Origin of the sequence: Gordonia sp. OPL2, assembly GCF_003797825.1 — a bacterium.
GTDB lineage: Bacteria > Actinomycetota > Actinomycetes > Mycobacteriales > Mycobacteriaceae > Gordonia.
Genome location: NZ_RKME01000012.1, coordinates 32,719 through 52,878, shown reverse-complemented (window position 1 = coordinate 52,878; position 20,160 = coordinate 32,719). Strand labels below are relative to the sequence as shown.

The window sequence follows — 20,160 nt, the reverse complement described above, 5'->3', positions numbered from 1 at the left end:
TTCGACTGCGTCAGCCCGGCAGCAGACTGCCCTGGCCGACGACGATCGCCACCGAGCCGTTCTTGCGGACTCGCGAACCCGGATCGGGTTCCTGACCGATCACCTTGCCGTCGTCGGGGCTGGTGATCGGCACATTGCGCGACGACCGAGTCAGCGTGGAGTCCTCCCAGCCCGCCGCGGCCAGCGTGGCCCGTGCCTGGGCGGGTGTCTGACCGCGCAGATTCGGCATCACGAACATGTTCCCGCGCGACACCACGATCTGGACCGTGCTGCCCTGCTCGACGGTCTCGCCCGCCGACGGCGAACTGCTGACGACGCGGCCGGCCGGCAACTCGGAGTCGCCGGCGATGGTGACCACCTTCAGATTGATCTGTTCGAGAACGGTTCTCGCCGCATCCTCGGCCTGCCCGGTCACGTCGGGGATCGTGACCTCCTTCGGACCATTGCCGACGTGCACCACGACGGCACCGTTGACCGGCGCCTCGGCGCCGATCGGCGGGGTCGTGCTCACGACCTTGTCCTTGAGCTCGGGAGTGGAGTCGACGCGATCGGTCTTGACGTTCGAGAACCCGAGGACGCGTAACGCCTCGGTCGCCTCGTCGGGTGTCTTGCCGCGGAGGTCGGGCATCTGATGTCGCTGCGGACCTGTGGACACGTACAGCGTGACCTCGGAACCCTGCGCCGCGAGCACGTTCTCCGACGGCGTCGACCGCGTCGCCGAACCGGCGGCGACGTCGAGGCTGGGTTCGTCGAGTTGCTTCACCCGGAAGCCGGCGTCCTCGAGACTGCTGCGCGCCTCCGACAACGCCTTGCCTGCGACGGCCGGCACCGGCACCTGTCGAGCGACATCGGAGCCCCACGGCGACCACAGCAGCAGACCTGCGATCAGCACGACGACCAGCGCCGCGGCACCGATCAGCGGACCGCGCAGTCGGCGGCGCGACGGCGGATCCTCTCCATCGGCGTCCTCGTCGCGACGGTGCGAACCGGTCGCACGACGCGGTCCGGTGTCGGTGGTGAGCGCCCGTCGAGGACCGGAGTCCATGAACTCGGTGCGGTCCTCGTCGGACAGGAGCATCGGGGCCGACGGCTTGCCACCGGCGAGCACCTTGATCAGGTCGGCGCGTAGCTCGGCCGCCGACTGATAGCGGTTCGCCGGGTTCTTGCTCATCGCCTTGAGCACCACGGAGTCCAGTTCGCGTGGGATCTCCGGACGGATCGACGACGGCCACACCGGGTCCTCGTGCACGTGCTGGTGCGCGACCGCGACCGGCGAATCACCGGTGAACGGCGGCTCGCCGGTCATCAACTCGAACAGCACGCAGCCCATCGAGTAGATGTCGCTGCGTGGGTCGACCTTGATGCCGCGCGCCTGCTCAGGCGACAGGTACTGGGCGGTGCCCATCACGGCCGACGTCTGGGTCATCGTCGACGTCGTGTCGCTCATCGCACGGGCGATCCCGAAGTCCATCACCTTCACGGCTCCGGACTTGTCGATCATCACGTTGGCCGGCTTCATGTCGCGATGCACGATGCCGTTGCGGTGGGAGAAGTCCATCGCGGCGGCGACGTCGGCCATCCAGGTCATCGCCTGGCGCGGCGATACCGGGCCGTTGCCGCGCAGGACGTCGCGCAGTGTCTCACCGTCGACGTACTCCATGACGATGAACGGCAGCGGACCCTCCTCGGTCTCCGCCTCTCCGGTGTCGAAGACCTGGACGATCGTCGGATGATTCAGCTTTGCCGCGTTCTGCGCCTCACGTCGGAACCGGAGGTAGAAGGTGGGATCGCGCGCGAGATCGGCACGCAGCACCTTGACCGCGACATCACGGTGTAGCCGCAGGTCCCGCGCGAAGTGGACCTCCGACATGCCGCCGAAGCCGAGTGTCTCACCGAGCTCATAGCGATCCGAGAGATGGTGCGGCGTCGACATCACCTTGCGCTCACCATCTTTCGCTGCTCCGACCGTGCGCCGCGCGAACGGGCGCGCTCGTGCGCGCTGTCATCGGGACCGACACCTCACCCATTATCGGCCAACTCATCGACCCGAGAGGCCCGGGATGGTGAATGTCGGGAAGACGGGTTGATCTGCCGTCGGCGCCCCGGGATCGGTGGTGTCGGTGGTCTCCGTCGTCGTCGGCTCCTCCGACGTCGGCGGAGGCGTCGTGGTGGTCTCCGTGGTCGTCGGGGTGCGACGGGTCGTGGTCGTCGGCTCGGGTTCCTGCTCCTGCTCCTGCGTCGTCTCCTCGACGGCAGTCGTCGTCTCGGTGACCGTGGTCGTCGACGACGTGGCCGGCACGCCCGGCGACGACGAGTTCAGATTGAGCAGCCAGTAGCCGATCAGCACCAGCGCGGCCAGCAGCAGCGCACCGGCGACACCGGCGAGTACCTTCTGCCCGGTCGTCCAGCTGTTGTCGTCGGCCGGGGGCACCGGACGGCTCGGCGGCCGACTCGTGGTCCGTGCGGTCGACGGCGATGCCGCTGCCGATCCCGTCATCGCACGGGTCGCCGACGGGCGGACCGCAGCGGCCGCGGCAGCACCACCGGCCGCGGCAGCACCTGCGATGAGACCCGGGTGGGGCGGACGTCGGCCGGCGCGGACCGCAGCGACCGCGTCGGCGAACTCGCCGCCGTTGGCGTATCGCTGCCGCGGATCCTTGGCCATCGTGATGTCGATGAGCTCTCGCACGTTCGCGGGGACGTTCGTCGGCAACGGTGGCGGCGTCTCCCGGATGTGCTTCATCGCGACGGTGATCGCGCCGTCGCCGAGGAACGGCCGACGACCCGTCAACGCCTCGTAGCCGACGACGCCGAGCGAGTACACGTCCGACGCCGCGGTCGCCTCGTCACCGGTCGCCTGCTCGGGCGAGATGTACTGGGCGGTGCCCATCACCATGCCGGTCTGGGTGACCGGAGCCGAGTCCACCGCCTTGGCGATGCCGAAGTCGGTGATCTTCACCTGCCCGACCGGCGTGATCAGGATGTTGCCCGGCTTCACATCGCGATGCACCAGGCCCTTGCTGTGCGCGGCCTGCAGCGCCCGTCCCGTCTGCTCGAGCATGTCGAGGGTGTTGGTCAGCGACAGCCGGCCCATCCGCGAGATCACCGAGTTGAGGGGCTCGCCGTCGACGAGCTCCATCACCAGGTAGGCCAACGGCTCGCCGCCGGCGCGGTCGGGCGTCTCGCCGTAGTCGAAGACGTTCGCGATACCCGGATCGTTCAGTTTGGCCGTCGTCTGCGCCTCGGCCCGGAACCGGGCGGTGAACTCGGGGTCGTTGGTGTACTCGGCCTTGAGTACCTTCACGGCCACCCGCCGATTGAGCCGGGTGTCGAGTGCTTCCCACACCTGGCCCATGCCACCGGTCGCGATGAGACGCATCAGCCGGTAGCGATCGGCGATGGTGGTCCCGCTCTGCAGGGTCATCAGCGTGCACCTCCCACCAGCGCGTTGATCACTGCTCGTCCGATCGGCGCCGCCACGGTACCGCCTGTCGAGGCGGGACCCGGATCACCGTTCTCCACCACAACGGCCACGGCGATCTGAGCGTTCGATGACGGCCCGAACGCGATGTACCAGGAGTACGGCGTCTCGGATTCCACGTCCGAGGTCGCCGAGTGTTCGGCCGTGCCGGTCTTCGAGGCGATCGAGACCGGGCCCCCCGCCCCCTGGGTACTGCGTTCCGACTCGATCATCATCGACGTCAGTGTCGCCGCCTGATCCGAACTGATCGGTTCGTTGATCGTCGTCGGCTGCGTCGTCTGCAGGGTACGCAGATCTGCCGCCTGCAGCTTGTCGACCAGGTAGGGCTGCATCCGGACGCCACCGTTGGCCACGGTCGAGGCGACCATCGCCATCTCCATCGGTGTCACCCGGACGTCGCGCTGACCGATCGAGGCCTGCCCCAGCGCGGCGAGGTCGGGGATGTCGCCCACGGTCGAGCGTGCGACCGGCAGCGGAGTGTCGGGTTGCTTCTCGTCCAGGCCGAAGCGGTTGGCGGTCTCACGGAACACGGTGATCGGATCCTTCATCTTGCTCGTCGTGAGATCGACGAATGCCGTGTTGCAGGAGTACTTGAACGCCTGCAGAAGAGACACCGTACCGCCCGACGAGCTCGGACACGTCTGGCCGCCGTAATTGGTGAGCGACGTCTCGGTACCCGGGAGCACGATGGACGGCGCCGCGGTGAGCCGGATGTCCGGCGAGATGTTGTCGCGCAGCGCGGCGGCGGTGGTCAGCACCTTGAACGTCGACCCGGGCGGATACAACTGGTTCATCGCACGGTTGAGCATCGGGGTGTTGATGTCACCCGGCTGGTTCCAGGCGGCCCAGTTGCGCTCGCGGACGTTCTGGTCGTGGCTGGCCAGCTTGTTGGGGTCATAACTCGGCGACGACGCCATCGCGAGGATCTTGCCGGTGTTCGGCTGTATCGCCACGACCGCGCCGCGACAGCCACCCTCGCAGCCGTTGCGCAGGCCGTCGTAGGCAGCACGCTGCAGCCGCGGCACGATCGTGCTCACGACATTGCCGCCGCGCGGGTCGCGGCCGGAGAACATGTCCATGAAGCGCTGACCGAACAGACGGTCGTCGTTGCCGTTCAGGATCGAGTTCTCGTACAGCTCCAGACCGGTACTGCCGTACTGGAACGAGTAGTAGCCGGTGACGGGCGCGAACGCCTCGGCACCGCTCGGCGGGTACGTGCGCAGGAACTTCAGCCGGCTGTCGGTCGGCACCGACACGGCGACGACCGAACCGCCGTCGGCGGTGATCGCACCACGCTGGCGGGCGTACTCGTCGAGCAGCACCCGGTTGTTGCGTGGGTCCGCGCGCAGCGAATCGGCCTTGAACACCTGGACGTAGGTGGCGTTGGCGAGCAGCGCGACGACCATCACGATCACCGCGATCGACACCCGCTGGATCGGTTTGTTCATCGACGCACCGCCTGCGTCGGCAGCGAGTCGATGCTCTTGGGCGGCGGGCGTTTCCGGGTCGGATCCGGTTCGCGCGCCGCGTTGGAGATGCGGATCAGCAGGGCCACCAGGATGTAGTTTGCCAGCAACGACGACCCGCCGTAGGACAGGAACGGTGTCGTCAGGCCGGTCAGTGGGATCAGCTTGGTGACACCGCCGACGACGACGAAGACCTGCACCGCGATGGTGAACGAGAGCCCGGTCGCCAGCAATTTGCCGAAGCTGTCGCGCACGGCGATCCCGGTGCGCAGGCCGCGCATCACGAAGATCAGGTAGAGCATCAGGATCGCCCCGAGCCCGACGAGCCCGAGCTCCTCACCGACGGTGGCGATGATGAAGTCGGTGTTGGCGAACGGGACGATGTTCGGCCGCCCCGACCCGAGGCCGGTGCCGAACAATCCACCGGTGGCGAGACCGAACAGACTTTGTCCGATCTGATAACCCGAACCGTCGAAGTCGCTGAACGGATCCTGCCAGATCTCCACGCGGACCTGCAGATGTGCGAAGAGCTGATAGGCGACGAGCGCTCCGACGACGAAGAGGGTGACACCGAGGACGAGCCAGCTGGCGCGCTCGGTCGCGACGTAGACCATCGTCAGCATCGTCGAGAAGATCAGCAGCGAACTACCCAGATCCGACGAATAGGCCAGCACCGCGATCGACACGAACCACGCGGCCAGCAGCGGCCCGAGGTCGCGGGCGCGCGGGAAGTCCATGCCCAGGAAGTGTTTTCCCGCGGTGGTGAACAGGTCGCGCTTGGACACCAGGAACGCCGCGGTGAAGATGATGATCAGGATCTTCGCGAACTCGCTGGGCTGGATCGAGAAGAACGGCAGGATGATCCAGTTCTTCGACCCGTTGATCTCCGACATCGACGACGGCAGGATCGCCGGGATGATCAGGAGGACAAGACCTCCCAGACCCAAGGTGTAGGCGTACCGCGACAGCGTGCGGTGATCGCGGACCAGGATCAATATCGCAGCGAACGCGACGATGCCGAGCACCGCCCACAGCAACTGCTGATCGGCGTTGTTGGTGACATCCGTGTTGTTGATCGTCTCGCCGGTGTTTCCGGTGCCGAGGTCGAGCCGGTGGATGAGCACAAGTCCGAGGCCGTTGAGCACGGCGACCACCGGCAGCAGCAACGGATCCGCGTGCGGCGCATAGCGTCGCACCACGAGATGCGCGGCCCCGAACAGCACCGTGTAGGCGACCACGTACTTCACCAGATCCCAGGTGATGCTCTGACCCTGCGCGGCCTGGACGATGAGCAACGCCACGGTGACCAGACCGATGGCGAATCCGAGCAGCACCATCTCCGCGGTGCGCCCGGTCTGTTCCGGTGGCCCCTTCGGCGGGGCGTGGACGGGATTGGACGGCTGGGTCATCTAGTGGCCCCGGCAGATCTTGTTGCCGTCGCTGTCGTACTGCGGCGGTGCCTCCTGCGACGCGGTCGCCGAGTCGTCCGGGCGGGTCGTGCCCGACACGGGGACCGGTGTGGTCGTCGAGCTCGCTGCCGGTGTACCTGCGGGCGACGGCGGTGTCGGCGCCGGGCTGCCGGGTGGTCCCGGTGCCGGTGCGGGAGCCGGGGCGGGTGCCGGATCCGGGCACAGCGGAAGGAAATTCAGCTGTTCGACGCGATTCTGTGCATCGGAGAGCGGCATGTTCCGGATCGACTTGCCGACGACGGCGTTGCGGTCGAGTTCGGCGAGGTCGGAGGTCTGCAGCGGCGTGCACGTGTCGGAGGCGTCGTAATCGACGAACTCGACCTGCGGCTTCTCCTGGTCGAGGCCGGACACGCACACGTTCTGCGACGCCGAGCTGAGGTCGAGGAACATGACCTTGTCGGGCGAGCCCTGGAACACCACGACGTCACCGTCCTCGGCGCCGACGTAATAGTTGTTGCGTACCAGGCTGCGTGCCACGAACAACCCGCCGATGAGGATCGCGATGACCGCGATCGCGGTGCCGGCGACGAGCCAGCGCCGACGTGGATTGCGTGGTGGCGGTGCGTCGTCGGCGAGAATGCTCGGTCGTTGCGTTTCTGCAGCCGGCGGGCGCAGCGCAGCGGCACGTCCCGCGGCGGTGGCCGGGTTCGGGGTGTAGCCCTCGTCGTCGCCACCCGCGGCACCGCCGACGATGGGTCGCGAATCGCCGTACTCGGTGTCCACGACGTCGGCGACGATGACCGTCACGTTGTCGGGTCCGCCACCGCGCAGAGCGAGTTCGATGAGCCGGTCGGCACATTCCTTGTGATCCGGGATGGACCCGAGGGTGTCGGCGAGCGTCTCCTCGCTGACGACGTCCGAGAGTCCGTCGCTGCAGAGCAGGTACCGGTCGCCGGCCCGGGCCTCCCGGATGGTCAGCGTGGGCTCGACCTCCTGGCCGGTGAGGGCCCGCATGATCAGGGAACGTTGCGGATGGGTGTGTGCCTGTTCGGCGGTGATGCGCCCCTCTTCGACGAGGGTCTGCACGAAAGTGTCGTCGCGGGTGATCTGCGTGAGTTGCTCGTCGCGCAACAGATACCCGCGCGAGTCGCCGATGTGGCACAGGCCGATTCGGTTCCCGGCGAAGAGGATCGCGGTGAGCGTCGTGCCCATGCCCTCGAGTTCGGGCGAGTGCTCCACCTGCGCGGCGATGGCGGCGTTGCCGTTGTGGGTCGCCCGATCGAGCTGGGCCAGCAGGTCGCCACCGGGTTCGTCGTCGTCGAGGCCACGCAGCGCCTGGATGACGAGCTGGCTGGCGACCTCGCCCGCGGCGTGTCCACCCATGCCGTCGGCGAGTGCGAGCAGGCGCGCCCCCGCATAGACGGAGTCCTCGTTGTTCGCCCGGACAAGACCCCGGTCACTTCGCGCGATGTAGCGCAGCACGAGTGTCACGGGCGCAACTCGATCACGGTCTTGCCGATGCGGATCGGCGTGTTGATCGGAACCTTCACCGCCGTGGTCACCTTGGAGCGGTCCAGATAGGTGCCATTCGTGGATCCGAGATCCTCGACGTACCACTCGTCGCCGCGTCGGGACAGACGTGCATGGCGTTCGGACGCGTAGTCGTCGGTGAGCACCAATGTCGAGTCGTCGGCGCGACCGAGAAGCACCGGTTGCGCGCCGAGCGTGATGCGCGTGTTCGCGAGGGCACCGTGCGTGACGACCAGATACCGGGCCGAGCCACGTGCCGCGCGTGCACCGCGATCGCGCTTGTCGCTGCGTGTGTAGCGTGCGAGCCTGCTTCCGCCCGCGGCCGCGATGTCGGCGCGCAGTGTGCGGATGACGGCGTACACGAACAGCCAGAGCAGCAGCAGGAACCCGAAGCGGGTCAGCTGCAGCACCAAGCCCTGCATTAAGTGTTCACCTCCAGCGCCATCACTTCTCTGCCCGCTTGTTCCACCCCGGGCGCCGGTCGTAGAAACGGACCCGACTGCATCTTATGGGCAGTGACTGCTTTCCCCGACATCGAGATGTGACAGTTCAGTATCAACACCCGGTCCCGCGTGAGGGACCGGGTCGATGACCTGTGACTACTGGAACCGAACGGTGATGTCGGAGTGTCCGACGCGGATGCGGTCGCCGTCGGCGAGTTCCCAGCTGCTGACCTGCAGGTCGTTCACCGTGGTGCCGTTGGTCGAGTTCAGGTCGGTGAGCATCGCGGTGGCGCCGTCCCAGCGGATCTCGACGTGCCGACGGGACACGCCGGTGTCCGGTAGGCGGAACTGTGCGTCCTGCCCACGCCCGATGATGTTGGAGCCCTCACGGAGCTGGAAGGTGCGGTTGCTGCCGTCCTCGAGGAGCAACGTGATGGCCGCCGGCGCGTAGCCGCCTGCCGGACGTCCGTAGCCCTGGTCGTAGCCGCCCTGCTCATAGCCACCCTGGGCGTAGCCGTACCCGGGCTGCTGGGCGTAGCCCTGCTGGTAGTCGTAACCCTGCTGCGCGTAGCCCTGGTCGTAGCCGCCCTGCTGATAACCCTGGTCGTATCCGGGCTGGCCGTAACCCTGCGGGTAGCCCTGCTCGTACCCCTGCTGGCCGTAGCCCTGTTCGTAGCCGCCCTGCTGGTAACCCTGCTCATAGCCGGGCTGCGCGTAGCCCTGCTGGGCGTAACCCTGGTCGTATCCGGGCTGCGCGGCCTGCTGGCCTGCCTGCTGACCGTAGCCCTGGTCGTATCCGGCCTGCTGGTAGTCGTAGCCACCCTGCTGGCCCCCCTGGTCGTACGCGGGATCGGAACCCCTGCGCTGGTCGTATCCGGGGTTGTTGGTCATTATCGGGGCTCCTACTTCTCGGTGTGCACGTTGCGGGTGCTGCTCTGCATGTGGCCGTTGCGGACCGGCTGCGAGCGGTCGTGGCCTCGCGTCCGGGTTCACCGCTCCGCGCGCGCGGAAGATGCCGGTGTGCAACGACTGCGACTTGTCGAACTCTACGACGACACGGCCATAGGTCTGCCAGCCGTTGTCGGCGATGAAGTTCTCGAGGTGCTTCGAGAACGTCTTGCGGTTCAGCTCGTACTCGGTCGCGATGTGATCGAAATCGGTCGGGCTGAACAACAACGTATAGCTGTTCGCTGCGAGGACGGTGCCGTCGCCGAGATCTTCCAGAGATTCCTCGGCTTCACGCTGCAGTCCGTTCTCGATCTCCTGCGGGGCGACCTGGCCCCCGAAGACACGCGCGAAGCCGTCGTCGACAGCTCCTTCGAGTTTGCGCTCGATGCGCTGCAAAATTCCCACCGCCGACCCTCCCTTCGCGGCTTGGTGCACACGGCAATGGCGTGTCGCCGTGCGTCTGGCCTTGATAGATGATACCGATTCTGCCCATGACGTCGGGGTTCACGTCAATCCAGCACCGCACGCAACACCGGCACCACCGACGTCGTGGCCGCCACCCTACCGCCGTCACGCCCCCTGACCAGGGAATCCGACGCCATTCTCGATGGTGAATTCGGCATCGGTGACACCAAACACGCGGATTTCCACCATGCGCCCGGGTTGCAATGCGTGCGTGTGGTGGGCAGCCCGTGTCGTCGCTCGACAGTCGGCCCTGCTCGCCGAGTTTTACTTCGCGTGGGCCGACTTGCTATCGTCTTCGAGTCTCACGCAGACGTCACGGGCGAGTGGCGGAATGGCAGACGCGCTGGCTTCAGGTGCCAGTGTCCTTCGGGACGTGGGGGTTCAAGTCCCCCTTCGCCCACCATCGACAAAGGCTCAGATCGCAGAAGCGCGGTCTGAGCCTTTGTCGTCGGCGGCCCGACAGTCCCGCTGGTGCCAGCGGAACGGAGCGCCGACAGCCCGCTGGTCCCTGAGGAACGGAGCGCCAGCGCAGTGTCACGAAGGGCCGGCGAACCCTCATGTGCCATCGTCATGGACGACCGACGCAACGAGGGGTGGAAAACGATGGCGTTCAACCGGAAGAGCTTCGAATCGGCGTTCATGGACGTCGTGCAGCGCCGGACACTGCTGCCGGCCGGCATCGAGAAGGCTGTCGCCGGACCGGGGCGAGACGTCGACGGACTGACGATCGCCATCACGGGCGCATCGGCGGGAATCGGACGCCGCGCAGCCGCGCAGCTCTCCGCGCGTGGCGCCCGCGTCATCGCGATCGCGCGACGCGAAGACGAACTCCGTTCTCTCGCAGACGAAACCGGCTGCGACTATCGGGTGTGCGATCTGTCCGACGAATCAGCGATCGCCGCGCTCGTCGATGATCTGCGCACTCTCGACGTCGACGTGCTCGTGAACAACGCGGGCCACTCGATCCGCCGGTCCATCCTCGACTCGGCCGATCGCCTGCACGACTATCAGCGCACGATGCAGCTCAACTACTTCGCCGCGGTTCAACTGACCCTGGGGTTGCTGCCCGGGATGGTCGAACGCGGGCGTGGGCAGATCGTGAACGTCTGCACCTGGGGTCTGATGGCCAACACCTTCCCGCGCTTCTCCGCCTACGCGGCGTCGAAAAACGCGCTGGCCATCTTCGGGCGCAGCCTGAACGCGGAGAACCCACACCCCGGCGTCTGTGCGACCAACATCTTCTATCCGCTCGTGCGCACGGAGATGATCGCGCCGACAGCCGAATACGACGACGTCAACGCGCTGAGCGCCGACGAGGCCGGCGAATGGATCGTTCGCGCCGTCACGCACCGGCCGTCGGCGGTGGCGCCGGCCGCGCTGCGCGCGATCCTGCCTGCCATCGACTACTTCACTCCCGCGACGGCGAACAAGGCGATCGCGTCGTTGACGTGAGGTCGAGGAGATGGCGCCGGGGCTCAGAGGAGGAAGTCCCAGACAGCTCTGAGGATGTTCGTGACGAGATCGCCGATCAATGCGAACACGGTGCACCTCCCTTCGGTGACCTGCAACAGACGTTTCAACTGTAATGTAGATCACACCCGGGAGCGATTTCGTTACAACGTTTGGTCGACCCCTCAATCACCGGACACGAGGGCGGTGAGAATGACCGCCAGGGTCTCGGTCAGCTCGTCCACCGATGGGGTCGACTCGGCCGTTGCCCATTCGTAGACGAACGCGTTGACGGATCCGATGAAGGCCAGTGCCTGCCAGGGCGCGATGCCGAGGGTTCCGAGGTCGGCGGAGCCGTCGCCGAGCACGACCTCCGACCTCTCGACGAGGGCCTCGATCAGAGTTGCCCAACTCTCGCGCGTCTCTTGCCGGTGCTTCTCGAAGTCGGCACTCACCCCGACCGCCTCGATGAACGCGATCCGGATCCGGTCACGGTCGCCGAACGACTGCACATACGCGCGGATGGCCGACCGGATGAAGTCGTCGGCCGTCGTTGGGTCGTGGCGATCGATCGCCTCGACGACGACCCGCTGGGCGCGGGTGTTGATGTCGTCGTAGACGACCCGCATCACGTGCTCTTTGTCGCGGTAGTGCTCGTAGAACTGGCGGCGCGACAGCTTGCTCGCCGAGCAGATGTCGGCGACCGAACTCTGGGCATACCCCTTGTGCGCGAACGTCATCACCGCCGCCGCCTCGAATCGCCGACGACGATCCTCGCGGCGCTCCTCCAGGGAGAGGCCACCGTAGGAGCGGTCGGCGCGTGCGGTCACCGCCTCATCGTAGGTCTCCCGCTAGCGCGGCGGTGACCCGAGCGCCTTGCCGAACAGGCCGGCGAGGTCATCGCCCACCACCGCCACGAACTCGCGTTGCGCGGCCGGATCGAGCGCCATCGATCCCTGATCCACGGTGGCGCACCCATGAGCCGCCGGCCGACCCTCGATCCGGTCCCGGAGCCACAACATCGCCCGCGGCGCCCCGGAGATCTCGGCGGTGATGTGCTCGCTGAAGTGATCGCGGGTATAGCGGACCTGCGCACCCTTCCGGCAGTACGACGACACCATCGTCGAGACCTGGCCGACCGGGATGAGCTCGTCGGGATTCGAATTCCACACGAACAACGGAACATCCGGAGCCGTGCGCCCCAGCCGGGTCTCGTCGACGACCCGTCGCACCGCCGGAGCCCGCATCGGGTCGCCGGGATAGTCGATCATGCCCTTGAGATTCAGGAACGGGGCGAACTGGGTCTGGTACTGCACACAGAGTGGCTGCTTCACCACCATCAGCGCCTGGCCGAGCGGGTTCAGGTGCCGGGCGAGGAAGTCGTGGAAGTACGGATACTCGCGTGAGAGCCCCATGATCGCGGCCATGATCATGCCGGCGAAGAGCTGACCGTTCCCGTTGTTCAGGACCACGCCCAGGTCGGCGGGCACACCGCCTTCGGCCGCGCCGACGACGTTCAGGTCGGGTGCGTAACTGCGGCGGAGTTCGGCCGCGTGGCCGGTCGCGATCGCCCCGCCGGAGTAGCCGTAGAGCGCCATCGGCGACGAATCCGTCACGCCGAGGCGGGAGAAGGCTTTCGCGGCCCGCATGCCGTCGAGGGTGATGCGTCCGGCCAACGGGCCGGCCGCATACGCCGACCGGGGGCCCTGGTGATCCGGGATCGACACCGCGTACCCCTGCTGCAGGAACCCTCGCGCGATGAGGAACTCGAGCGGAACCGTGATCTGCCCACCGACGGTCGACAGTGAGAACTGTTGGAGCGCATACGACGGCGCGCAGTAGTGGCCGAGGGAGTCCTCGGCGAGCTGGGCGGAGACGAGTGGACGCGGTCGGTTCGACGACCCGCGAGGTTTCAGGAGTGTGGTGACCGCTGCGATCGCGATGCCGCGGGAATCGGTGGATCGGTACGACACCTGCCAGGCGTCGACGTTCACCGGGATCAGGCCGGCATTGGCAACCGTGATCTGTCGGGCCGCGATGATCTCGCCCGGTTGTCTGTTCGCGTACGCCGACCGCGGCGGGGCGTAGAACGCCGGGTCGAACTCGGGCGGGCTGGGGATTGTTGCGCCTCGGGGAACCGTCGCGCCGCGCGTCACCGTCGGTGGCGTGGGAGCCGCAACCGCCGACGTCGCAGGCACCAACACCGCCAACACCGCACTCAACCCCACCAACAGACGACGCATGTCAGACCCTCCCCAGAGTGAAACGTCGATGTTTCAGATGAGAGGAAGCTACACCGGTGTGTGCTGGGCCACAAGGGCCGAGTGCAGGGTGAAAGACCCCCGAACATGCGAAACGCTCGGCCTCACCGCAATTGCTACTGGCCGGCCGGGGAGCGCGGCGCAACCGCCAGAGTTGAGAGGGGTTTGACAACTCTCGCGAGAATGTAAAGCAATCGAGATGAGGACCGAGCGGTCCGTTCAGAGAGTGGCGCGCTGAAGCGCCCTGGTATTAGCCGGCACCTCCGCCGAAGCCACTACCAATGAGGTTGAAGATGGCATTCAGGAACTGCTGGAACAGATCGATAAGCATGTGCGTCACCTCCTTCATACGTTCGAGTCACCAAGATGGAAGCGAGGCTTCCCTCCCGGCCATCCGATTTCTCGGAAGTATAGTGTTCCCCACATTCATTGTGCTGCAACGGTTTCGACACAGATGCAAACGGTTGAATGTCAGGTTCACCGTGATTCAGAGTCTACGACGCCGATCGTCGGGTCCGCCACTATTCGTAGAAATCCGCTCATGAATTCTCAATTACCCAGTTGACGCGCATCCAAACCGCGATGGGCGGTACTTTCTGCCATCATTCTTCACATTGTTTTCAACGAATGTTGTGAGACCGACAATTCCAACTATCGAAGAAAAAATGTACACACTTGAACCTGAACCCATCTTCAAGTACGTTGGCCCCAACCCGATGGCGGCGCGGACGGCACCGCGCGACGAGCACAAGGATGTGGTCATGCAGTTGGACAACACGGTCGCGATCGTGACGGGCGGCGCCGGTGGAATCGGTGCCGCAGTGGCGAAAGCCCTGGTCGAGAAGGGTTCGCGGGTCGTTCTGACCGACCTCGACGCGTCGGCGTTGGAGTCCGTCGCGTCGGGTATCGACCCGGATTCCGCCGGGTCGGTCGCGACGCTGGCCGGCGACGCATCCTCCTCCGACCACATCGACGCAGCGATCGCGCTCGCGGAGTCGTGGTTCGGACCGGTCGACCTCTACTTTGCCAACGCCGGGATTGGCGGGGCTCCAGGACTTTTCGCCACCGACGAGGAATGGGCCCAGGTCGTCGACGTCAATCTCATGGCGCACATCCGGGCAGCACGACGCCTGGTACCCGAATGGATCGATCGCGGCACCGGCTATTTCGTGTCGACCGCGTCGGCGGCGGGCCTGCTCACCCAGCTCGGATCGGCGACGTACTCGGTGACCAAGCATGCAGCGGTCGGATTCGCCGAATGGCTGAACGTGACCTACGGCGATCGAGGTGTGCGGGCGAGTTGCCTGTGCCCGATGGGAGTCGACACGAAACTCCTGCGACCGGATGACGCGCCGACCGACAACGGCGCATTGCTGATGCAGCGAGCCGTGGAGACCGCCGGGCGTGTGCTGACCACGGATGAGGTCGCGGAGGTGGTGATTGCGGCCCTCGACGACGAGCGTTTCCTCATCCTCCCCCACCCCGAGGTCCTCGAGATGTACCGGCACAAGGGCGCCGACTACGACCGGTGGCTGCGTGGCATGCGCCGCTATCAGGCCGGCCTCGAGGAATCCCTGACCAACTAGACGACACATCCACCGCCGCCTGGACCGAGCTCGAACCAACCCCGAAGGAGCACCGATGGATCTTCTCAACCCGTCCGACCGCGCGGAGAAGTACCGCGAGCAGCTGCTCGAGTTCATGGATGCCCACGTCTACCCGAACGAGAAGATCTACGACCAGCAGATGCGCGAGTCGGCGAATCCGCATGCGACGCCGCCCATCCTCCTCGAGCTCAAGGCCACGGCGAAGGAAGCCGGACTGTGGAACCTCTTCCACCCACACCCGGAATGGGGCCCCGGGCTATCGAATCTCGAGTATGCGCCGCTCGCCGAGATCATGGGCCGAGTCGGGTGGGCCTCCGAAGTGTTCAATTGCAACGCCCCCGACACCGGAAACATGGAGGTGCTGACGTTGTTCGGCACCGACGCCCACAAGGAGCGCTACCTCAAGCCGCTTCTCGATGGTGAGATCGCCTCGGCCTTCGCGATGACCGAACCCGCTGTCGCCAGTTCCGATGCCACCAATGTCGAGCTGTCGATGGTGCGCGACGGCGACGAGTACGTCCTCAACGGCCGGAAGTGGTTCGCGTCGAACGCCGTTCGGCCGGATTGCAAGGTGCTGATCGTGATGGGCAAGACCGATCCCAGCGCGCCGACGCATCGCCAGCAATCCATGATGGTCGTGCCGACCGACGCTCCCGGGCTGACGATCGTGCGGAATCTGCCGGTGTTCGGATATGTCGACCGGGAGAGCCATGGCGAGTTGGTGTTCGAGGACGTCCGGGTGCCCGTCGAGGACGTGCTCAAGGGGGAAGGCGAGGGATTCGCCATCAGTCAGGCGCGACTCGGACCGGGTCGGATCCACCACTGCATGCGCACGATCGGGGTGGCCGAACGGGCCCTCGAACTCATGTGTGAGCGCGCTTCCCAGCGAATCACCTTCGGTCAGCCGGTCGCGGATCGTGCGAACATCCAGGACTGGATCGCGGAGGCGCGCATCGACATCGAGATGGTTCGGCTGCTGACGCTCAAGGCGGCTTACATGATGGACACCGTCGGCAACAAGGCGGCGGCCACCGAGATCGCCGCGATCAAGGTCGCCGCTCCCAACATCGCGCTGAAGATCATCGACCGTGCGATCCAGGTCCACGGTGGAGGCGGCGTCACCGACGACTTCCCGTTGGCGATGGCGTACGCCCACATCCGCACGCTCCGTCTGGCCGACGGCCCGGACGAGGTGCACAAGCGGGCCATCGCACGTCGAGAACTTCGGCCCTACCGAACCACGACGGCACCCGAATCGGTCTCCGGCGTCTCGGATCAGGCCCTCGTCTCGCGATGACGACCGGCGGCGCCCGGACGCGGCCGGCGACCGCTCGTGGGGAACGGACGCGGGCGGCCCTGATCGTCGCCGCCCGCACCGTTTTCGAGCGGGACGGGTTCAGCGACTCGCGGTTGACCGACATCACCGCGGAAGCCAGTTGTGCGACGGGGTCGTTCTACACGTATTTCGACAGCAAGGAAGACATTCTCGACGCGGTGCTCGCGGAGGCACAGGAGGACATGCTGCATCCGGGGATGCCGCACGTGGAGCCCGAATCCGCCGACGACCCGACTGCGATCATCGAGGCCGCCAACCGGGCCTACTTCGAGGCGTACCGGCGTAACGCACAGTTGATGCTGGTGCGCGAACAGGTCGCCGGGATCAGTCCGGAGTTCCGAGACATCCGGCGACAGCGTGGTGAGGTGTTCGCGGAGCGGAATGCGAAACTCATCCGGGACCTGCAGTCCCGCGGTCTCGCTGATCCCGACCTCGATCCCCTCGCTGCCGCACGTGCTCTGTCCGGCATGGTCTCCCGGATGGCCTATCACTGTTTTGCGCTGGGCGATGAGATACCCATGGAGGAGCTGGTGTTCACCGCAACTCGCCTGTGGGTCAATGCCATCGGGCTGCGCAAAAGTTCCTGACCGGCCGTCGGCCCCCGACGTGCCGACGGAGCGACCGGCTCGGTCTCACTGAGAAGCCTTGAGGCTCAGAGCGATCGGATGAACCTGGGCAGGAGTTGGGGGGGAACTCCCGATCGGGTCACCTGATCGTGCTGTCGGTGAGGGCCGAGCCGGCCGCGTGCTGTCAGTCGACAGCTATCAGGCGACACCGCCGCCGATCAGGCCGAGGATGGCGCTGATGAACTGCTGGAAGAGATCGAGCAACATGGAATTCACCTCCTCTCCGTTGAGCAGAAGAACTAACAGGCTGGTGGCTGACAATCACCACACGTAGAAGGTGTCGGAGAGCGCTCTCGATTTGTTACACGCTTCGAAAAGAAAATCTTGACGACCGTATAACCGCAGGACAGGTGCCCTGACCTGCACTTTCAACGGATGTTGCATTCCCGCGCGGACAGTCCAACAAACGTTGAGAATAGGTCGCCACTGTGAACACGAATCTTCCGAAAATCGTCACTCTGTTTTCAACAAATGTGGAAACACATTCGATGAAAGTGTCCGCGGTTCAGCGCGGGTCAGCGCCAGCGGTGAAAGCGCCTGGTCACTCGAAGTATCGGCGCGGGACGTCGACGAGCATCGTCTCGATGGCGGCGTCGCTGACGCCGCGGTCGCGCAGTGCGGGCAGGACGTCCTCGCTGATGTGGCGGTAATTCCACTTGGGCACCGCCTGTTTCTTGGCCTCGGGATCGAACCAGTCGATGAAGCACGCCGCATCGTGCGCGAGTGCCATCCGGTCGGCATATCCCCTCTCGACGAGTGTCACAACCGTGTTGATCCGGTCCTCGAACGGCAACAGGACGTCGAGCCCGAAGCGGTCCATGCCGAGGATCGACCCCGCGTCGGCGAGTTTCATCAGGTAGTCGAGGTCGGTCGAGTCGCCGGAGTGTCCGATCACTACCTTGGTCAGGTCGGCACCTTCCTCGGCAAGGATCTTTTGCGCCACGAGTCCGGACTGGGTGTGGGGATTGGTGTGCACCGTGATGGGTGCGCCGGTCTGCACGCTCGCCGCACCGACCGCCCGCATCACCCGCTCGACACCAGGTGTGAGGCCCTGTTCCTCGATGGCGCACTTGAGGAAGGCGGCCTTGACGCCGGTGTCCGCGATCCCCTCGGTCAGATCTCGCACGAAGAAGGTGACGAGCGGTTCCGGCACATCGAACAGCAGCCCGGGACCCGTGTAGTGGAACTGGAACGGGATGTCGTTGTAGGTGTAGAGACCCGTCGCGACGACGATCTTGAGGTCGATCTGTTCGGCGATCCGCTGGATTCGTGGGATGTAGCGCCCCAATCCCAACACCGTCGGGTCCAGGATCGTGTCCATCCCGAGGCTCTTCAGCTCCCGCAGGTCGGTCACCGCCTCGGCTATCTTCTGCTCCTCGTCCCAGTCGTACTGGTAGTTCTCCCGAAACTCTTCACCCAGGACGAAGACGTGTTCGTGAACGAGGACGTTGCCGAGATCAGCGGAGTCGACCGGGCCGGTGACGGTGTTGACGATGCTCATGCGGCTCCTTCGTGAGACGGTCGACGACGGTGTCGACTGTGTTCTGGATCACTGTTCGGGATCACTGAGGCCGAACACTATGTGGGGACGGGTGTGACTTCAAGGAGCCCCGTGCAGGTGAAGGAGTTTGATGCATCATGGACGGATGCCGACCCCGCACTCCGACGTCGCGGCGGGTTCCGATGCGCAGACCAGCGCCGCGCCGCGTGAGAACGTCCTCCTGATCCATTGGCACGACCTCGGACGCCACCTCAACTGCTACGGGATCGATGGTGTCGAGAGCCCGAATCTCGATGCACTCGCCGCCGAGGGCATCTTGATGACCGACGCCCACGCGACGGCGCCGCTGTGCTCTCCGGCTCGCGGTTCGGTGTTCACCGGGCGATATCCGCACCGAAACGGGCTCGTCGGGCTCGCCCATCATGGTTTCGAATATCGCAGCGATGTGCGCACGCTGCCCGCGGTACTCACGGAGGTCGGCTACCGCACCGTCCTGTTCGGCATGCAACACGAGAGCGCCGACCCGACGACTCTCGGATTCGAGACCGTCGACGTCTCGGACTCGCTCTGCGACTACGTCGTCGCCCGATCGCAGGACTGGCTGCGCGAGCACGTCCACGCGTCGGACGAGCGACCTTTCCTGCTGACGGCGGGATTCTTCGAGACCCATCGGCCCTACCCGGCCGATCAGTACAAGCATGCCGAGCCCGCGTCGGTCACCGTGCCGTCGTTCCTCCCCGACACCGCGGATGTCCGCGAGGACCTCGCGGGATTGCACGGCAGCATCACCCAGGCCGATGCGGCCGTCGGGCGGTTGCTGGACACCCTGGCCGAAGTCGGTCTCGACGAGACGACCTGGGTCGTCTTCTTCACCGACCACGGGTTGGCGTTCCCGCGAGCAAAATCCACGCTCTACTCCGAGGGCACCGGGATCGCGTTCATCGTCCGCCCGCCGGGACGCCGAGGTGTGGCGCCGCGTCGTTACGACGACCTGTTCTCCGGCGTCGACCTCACCCCCACCCTCCTGGAGTTGTTGTCGGTCCCGTCGCCGTCCGGCGTCGACGGCACATCGCATGCGGCGTCCCTACTCGACGACGGCGACAACTCCATTCGGACAGAGGTTTTCACGGAGAAGACCTACCACGATGCCTTCGATCCGATCCGTGCCGTTCGCACCAAGGATTTCAGCTTCATCGAGAACTATGCGGAGCGTCCGGGTCTGCTACTCCCCCTCGACATCGCCGACAGCCCGTCGGCACGCTCGCTCGACACCGATGAGATCGGCCGCCCGCGACCGCGGCACGAACTCTACGATCTCCGAAGCGATCCCGATGAGCTCACCAACCTCGCCGACGATCCCGCCTACGCCGAGATCCGCGCTCGCCTGCAGAGGACGCTCGACGACTGGCGCTCGGCGACCGATGACGTGCTCCCCGATGAGCACGAGGGCAACGCGGTGGCCGAACAGTTCATGGCCGCCTATTACGCCAAGGCGGAGACGACACAGCCCGACGAGGAGATGTTGCCGTCCCGCCGACCGCGGGGTGAGCGGCGTGATCTCCACGGTGAGATCAGCACCGCCGTCAGTTCTCGCAAACCCTGATCGCCAGCCGCGGCACATGGGTGCAGATTTGTAAA

The 20,160-nt window shown here is 65.9% G+C and carries 16 protein-coding genes and 1 tRNA gene; 6 read left to right on the top strand and 11 right to left on the bottom strand.

Annotated elements, in window-relative coordinates; genetic code table 11:
* Window positions 1–10: 10 nt before the first annotated feature.
* The 7 genes from pknB to EEB19_RS13525 form a co-directional block, all read right to left on the bottom strand.
* Window positions 11–1,933 carry a Stk1 family PASTA domain-containing Ser/Thr kinase gene (gene pknB / locus EEB19_RS13555; RefSeq protein ID WP_187587068.1) on the bottom strand — a complete coding sequence of 641 codons (1,923 nt, stop codon included), beginning with the start codon at window positions 1,931–1,933 and terminating at the stop codon, window positions 11–13.
* A gap of 105 nt (window positions 1,934–2,038) precedes the next feature.
* Complete coding sequence (locus tag EEB19_RS13550) at window positions 2,039–3,424, bottom strand: serine/threonine-protein kinase (RefSeq protein ID WP_187587066.1); 1,386 nt, start codon at window positions 3,422–3,424, stop codon at window positions 2,039–2,041.
* Window positions 3,424–4,929: a penicillin-binding protein 2 gene (locus EEB19_RS13545; RefSeq protein ID WP_187587064.1), complete on the bottom strand. Its 1,506-nt coding sequence runs from the start codon at window positions 4,927–4,929 to the stop codon at window positions 3,424–3,426. Before EEB19_RS13545 ends, EEB19_RS13550 begins: the two co-directional genes overlap by 1 nt.
* Window positions 4,926–6,356 (bottom strand): FtsW/RodA/SpoVE family cell cycle protein, encoded by a 1,431-nt coding sequence (locus EEB19_RS13540; protein WP_187587062.1) that lies wholly within the window; start codon window positions 6,354–6,356, stop codon window positions 4,926–4,928. Before EEB19_RS13540 ends, EEB19_RS13545 begins: the two co-directional genes overlap by 4 nt.
* Complete coding sequence (locus tag EEB19_RS13535; RefSeq protein WP_187587060.1) at window positions 6,357–7,847, bottom strand: PP2C family serine/threonine-protein phosphatase; 1,491 nt, start codon at window positions 7,845–7,847, stop codon at window positions 6,357–6,359. It abuts the gene before it with no gap.
* Entirely contained in the window at window positions 7,844–8,308 is a 465-nt protein-coding gene (locus EEB19_RS13530) for an FHA domain-containing protein (RefSeq protein WP_187587058.1), read from the bottom strand. The genes EEB19_RS13535 and EEB19_RS13530 overlap by 4 nt, the downstream gene beginning before the upstream one ends.
* A gap of 177 nt (window positions 8,309–8,485) precedes the next feature.
* Window positions 8,486–9,682, bottom strand: a complete 1,197-nt coding sequence (locus EEB19_RS13525) for an FhaA domain-containing protein (RefSeq protein ID WP_187587056.1) — start codon at window positions 9,680–9,682, stop codon at window positions 8,486–8,488.
* 377 nt (window positions 9,683–10,059) lie between these two features.
* Here EEB19_RS13525 and EEB19_RS13520 point away from each other — a divergent pair.
* A tRNA-Leu gene (locus EEB19_RS13520) sits at window positions 10,060–10,145 on the top strand.
* Between the two features lie 200 nt (window positions 10,146–10,345).
* A complete protein-coding gene (locus EEB19_RS13515) occupies window positions 10,346–11,194 on the top strand; it encodes an SDR family NAD(P)-dependent oxidoreductase (protein ID WP_262365653.1) in 849 nt (282 codons plus the stop codon).
* A gap of 182 nt (window positions 11,195–11,376) precedes the next feature.
* On the opposite strand, the gene EEB19_RS13510 is transcribed toward EEB19_RS13515, so the two are convergent.
* Window positions 11,377–12,021, bottom strand: coding sequence for a TetR/AcrR family transcriptional regulator (locus EEB19_RS13510; protein WP_187587055.1), 645 nt, complete (start codon window positions 12,019–12,021; stop codon window positions 11,377–11,379).
* A gap of 21 nt (window positions 12,022–12,042) precedes the next feature.
* Complete coding sequence (locus EEB19_RS13505) at window positions 12,043–13,434, bottom strand: lipase family protein (protein WP_187587053.1); 1,392 nt, start codon at window positions 13,432–13,434, stop codon at window positions 12,043–12,045.
* Between the two features lie 779 nt (window positions 13,435–14,213).
* On the opposite strand from EEB19_RS13505, the gene EEB19_RS13500 reads away from it, so the two are divergent.
* Genes EEB19_RS13500 through EEB19_RS13490 form a run of 3 tightly spaced genes read left to right on the top strand, consistent with a single transcriptional unit; the run spans window position 14,214 to window position 16,982 of the window.
* Window positions 14,214–15,038: an SDR family oxidoreductase gene (locus tag EEB19_RS13500; RefSeq protein ID WP_187587186.1), complete on the top strand. Its 825-nt coding sequence runs from the start codon at window positions 14,214–14,216 to the stop codon at window positions 15,036–15,038.
* 55 nt (window positions 15,039–15,093) lie between these two features.
* Window positions 15,094–16,356, top strand: a complete 1,263-nt coding sequence (locus tag EEB19_RS13495) for an acyl-CoA dehydrogenase family protein (protein ID WP_187587051.1) — start codon at window positions 15,094–15,096, stop codon at window positions 16,354–16,356.
* On the top strand, window positions 16,353–16,982 hold the full coding sequence (locus EEB19_RS13490; RefSeq protein WP_187587049.1) for a TetR/AcrR family transcriptional regulator: 630 nt from the start codon (window positions 16,353–16,355) through the stop codon (window positions 16,980–16,982). Before EEB19_RS13495 ends, EEB19_RS13490 begins: the two co-directional genes overlap by 4 nt.
* Before the next feature lie 177 nt (window positions 16,983–17,159).
* Here the strand turns inward: EEB19_RS13490 and EEB19_RS26935 are convergent, their stop codons facing one another.
* Window positions 17,160–17,282 carry a hypothetical protein gene (locus tag EEB19_RS26935; RefSeq protein WP_262365652.1) on the bottom strand — a complete coding sequence of 41 codons (123 nt, stop codon included), beginning with the start codon at window positions 17,280–17,282 and terminating at the stop codon, window positions 17,160–17,162.
* A 280-nt stretch (window positions 17,283–17,562) separates the two neighbouring features.
* Window positions 17,563–18,522 carry a phosphotriesterase gene (locus EEB19_RS13485; RefSeq protein ID WP_187587048.1) on the bottom strand — a complete coding sequence of 320 codons (960 nt, stop codon included), beginning with the start codon at window positions 18,520–18,522 and terminating at the stop codon, window positions 17,563–17,565.
* Window positions 18,523–18,667: 145 nt separating this feature from the next.
* Between EEB19_RS13485 and EEB19_RS13480 the strand changes: the two genes are divergently transcribed.
* The gene (locus EEB19_RS13480; RefSeq protein ID WP_187587046.1) at window positions 18,668–20,125 is read left to right on the top strand and encodes a sulfatase; all 1,458 of its coding nucleotides are present in this window, start codon (window positions 18,668–18,670) and stop codon (window positions 20,123–20,125) included.
* Window positions 20,126–20,160: the final 35 nt, after the last annotated feature.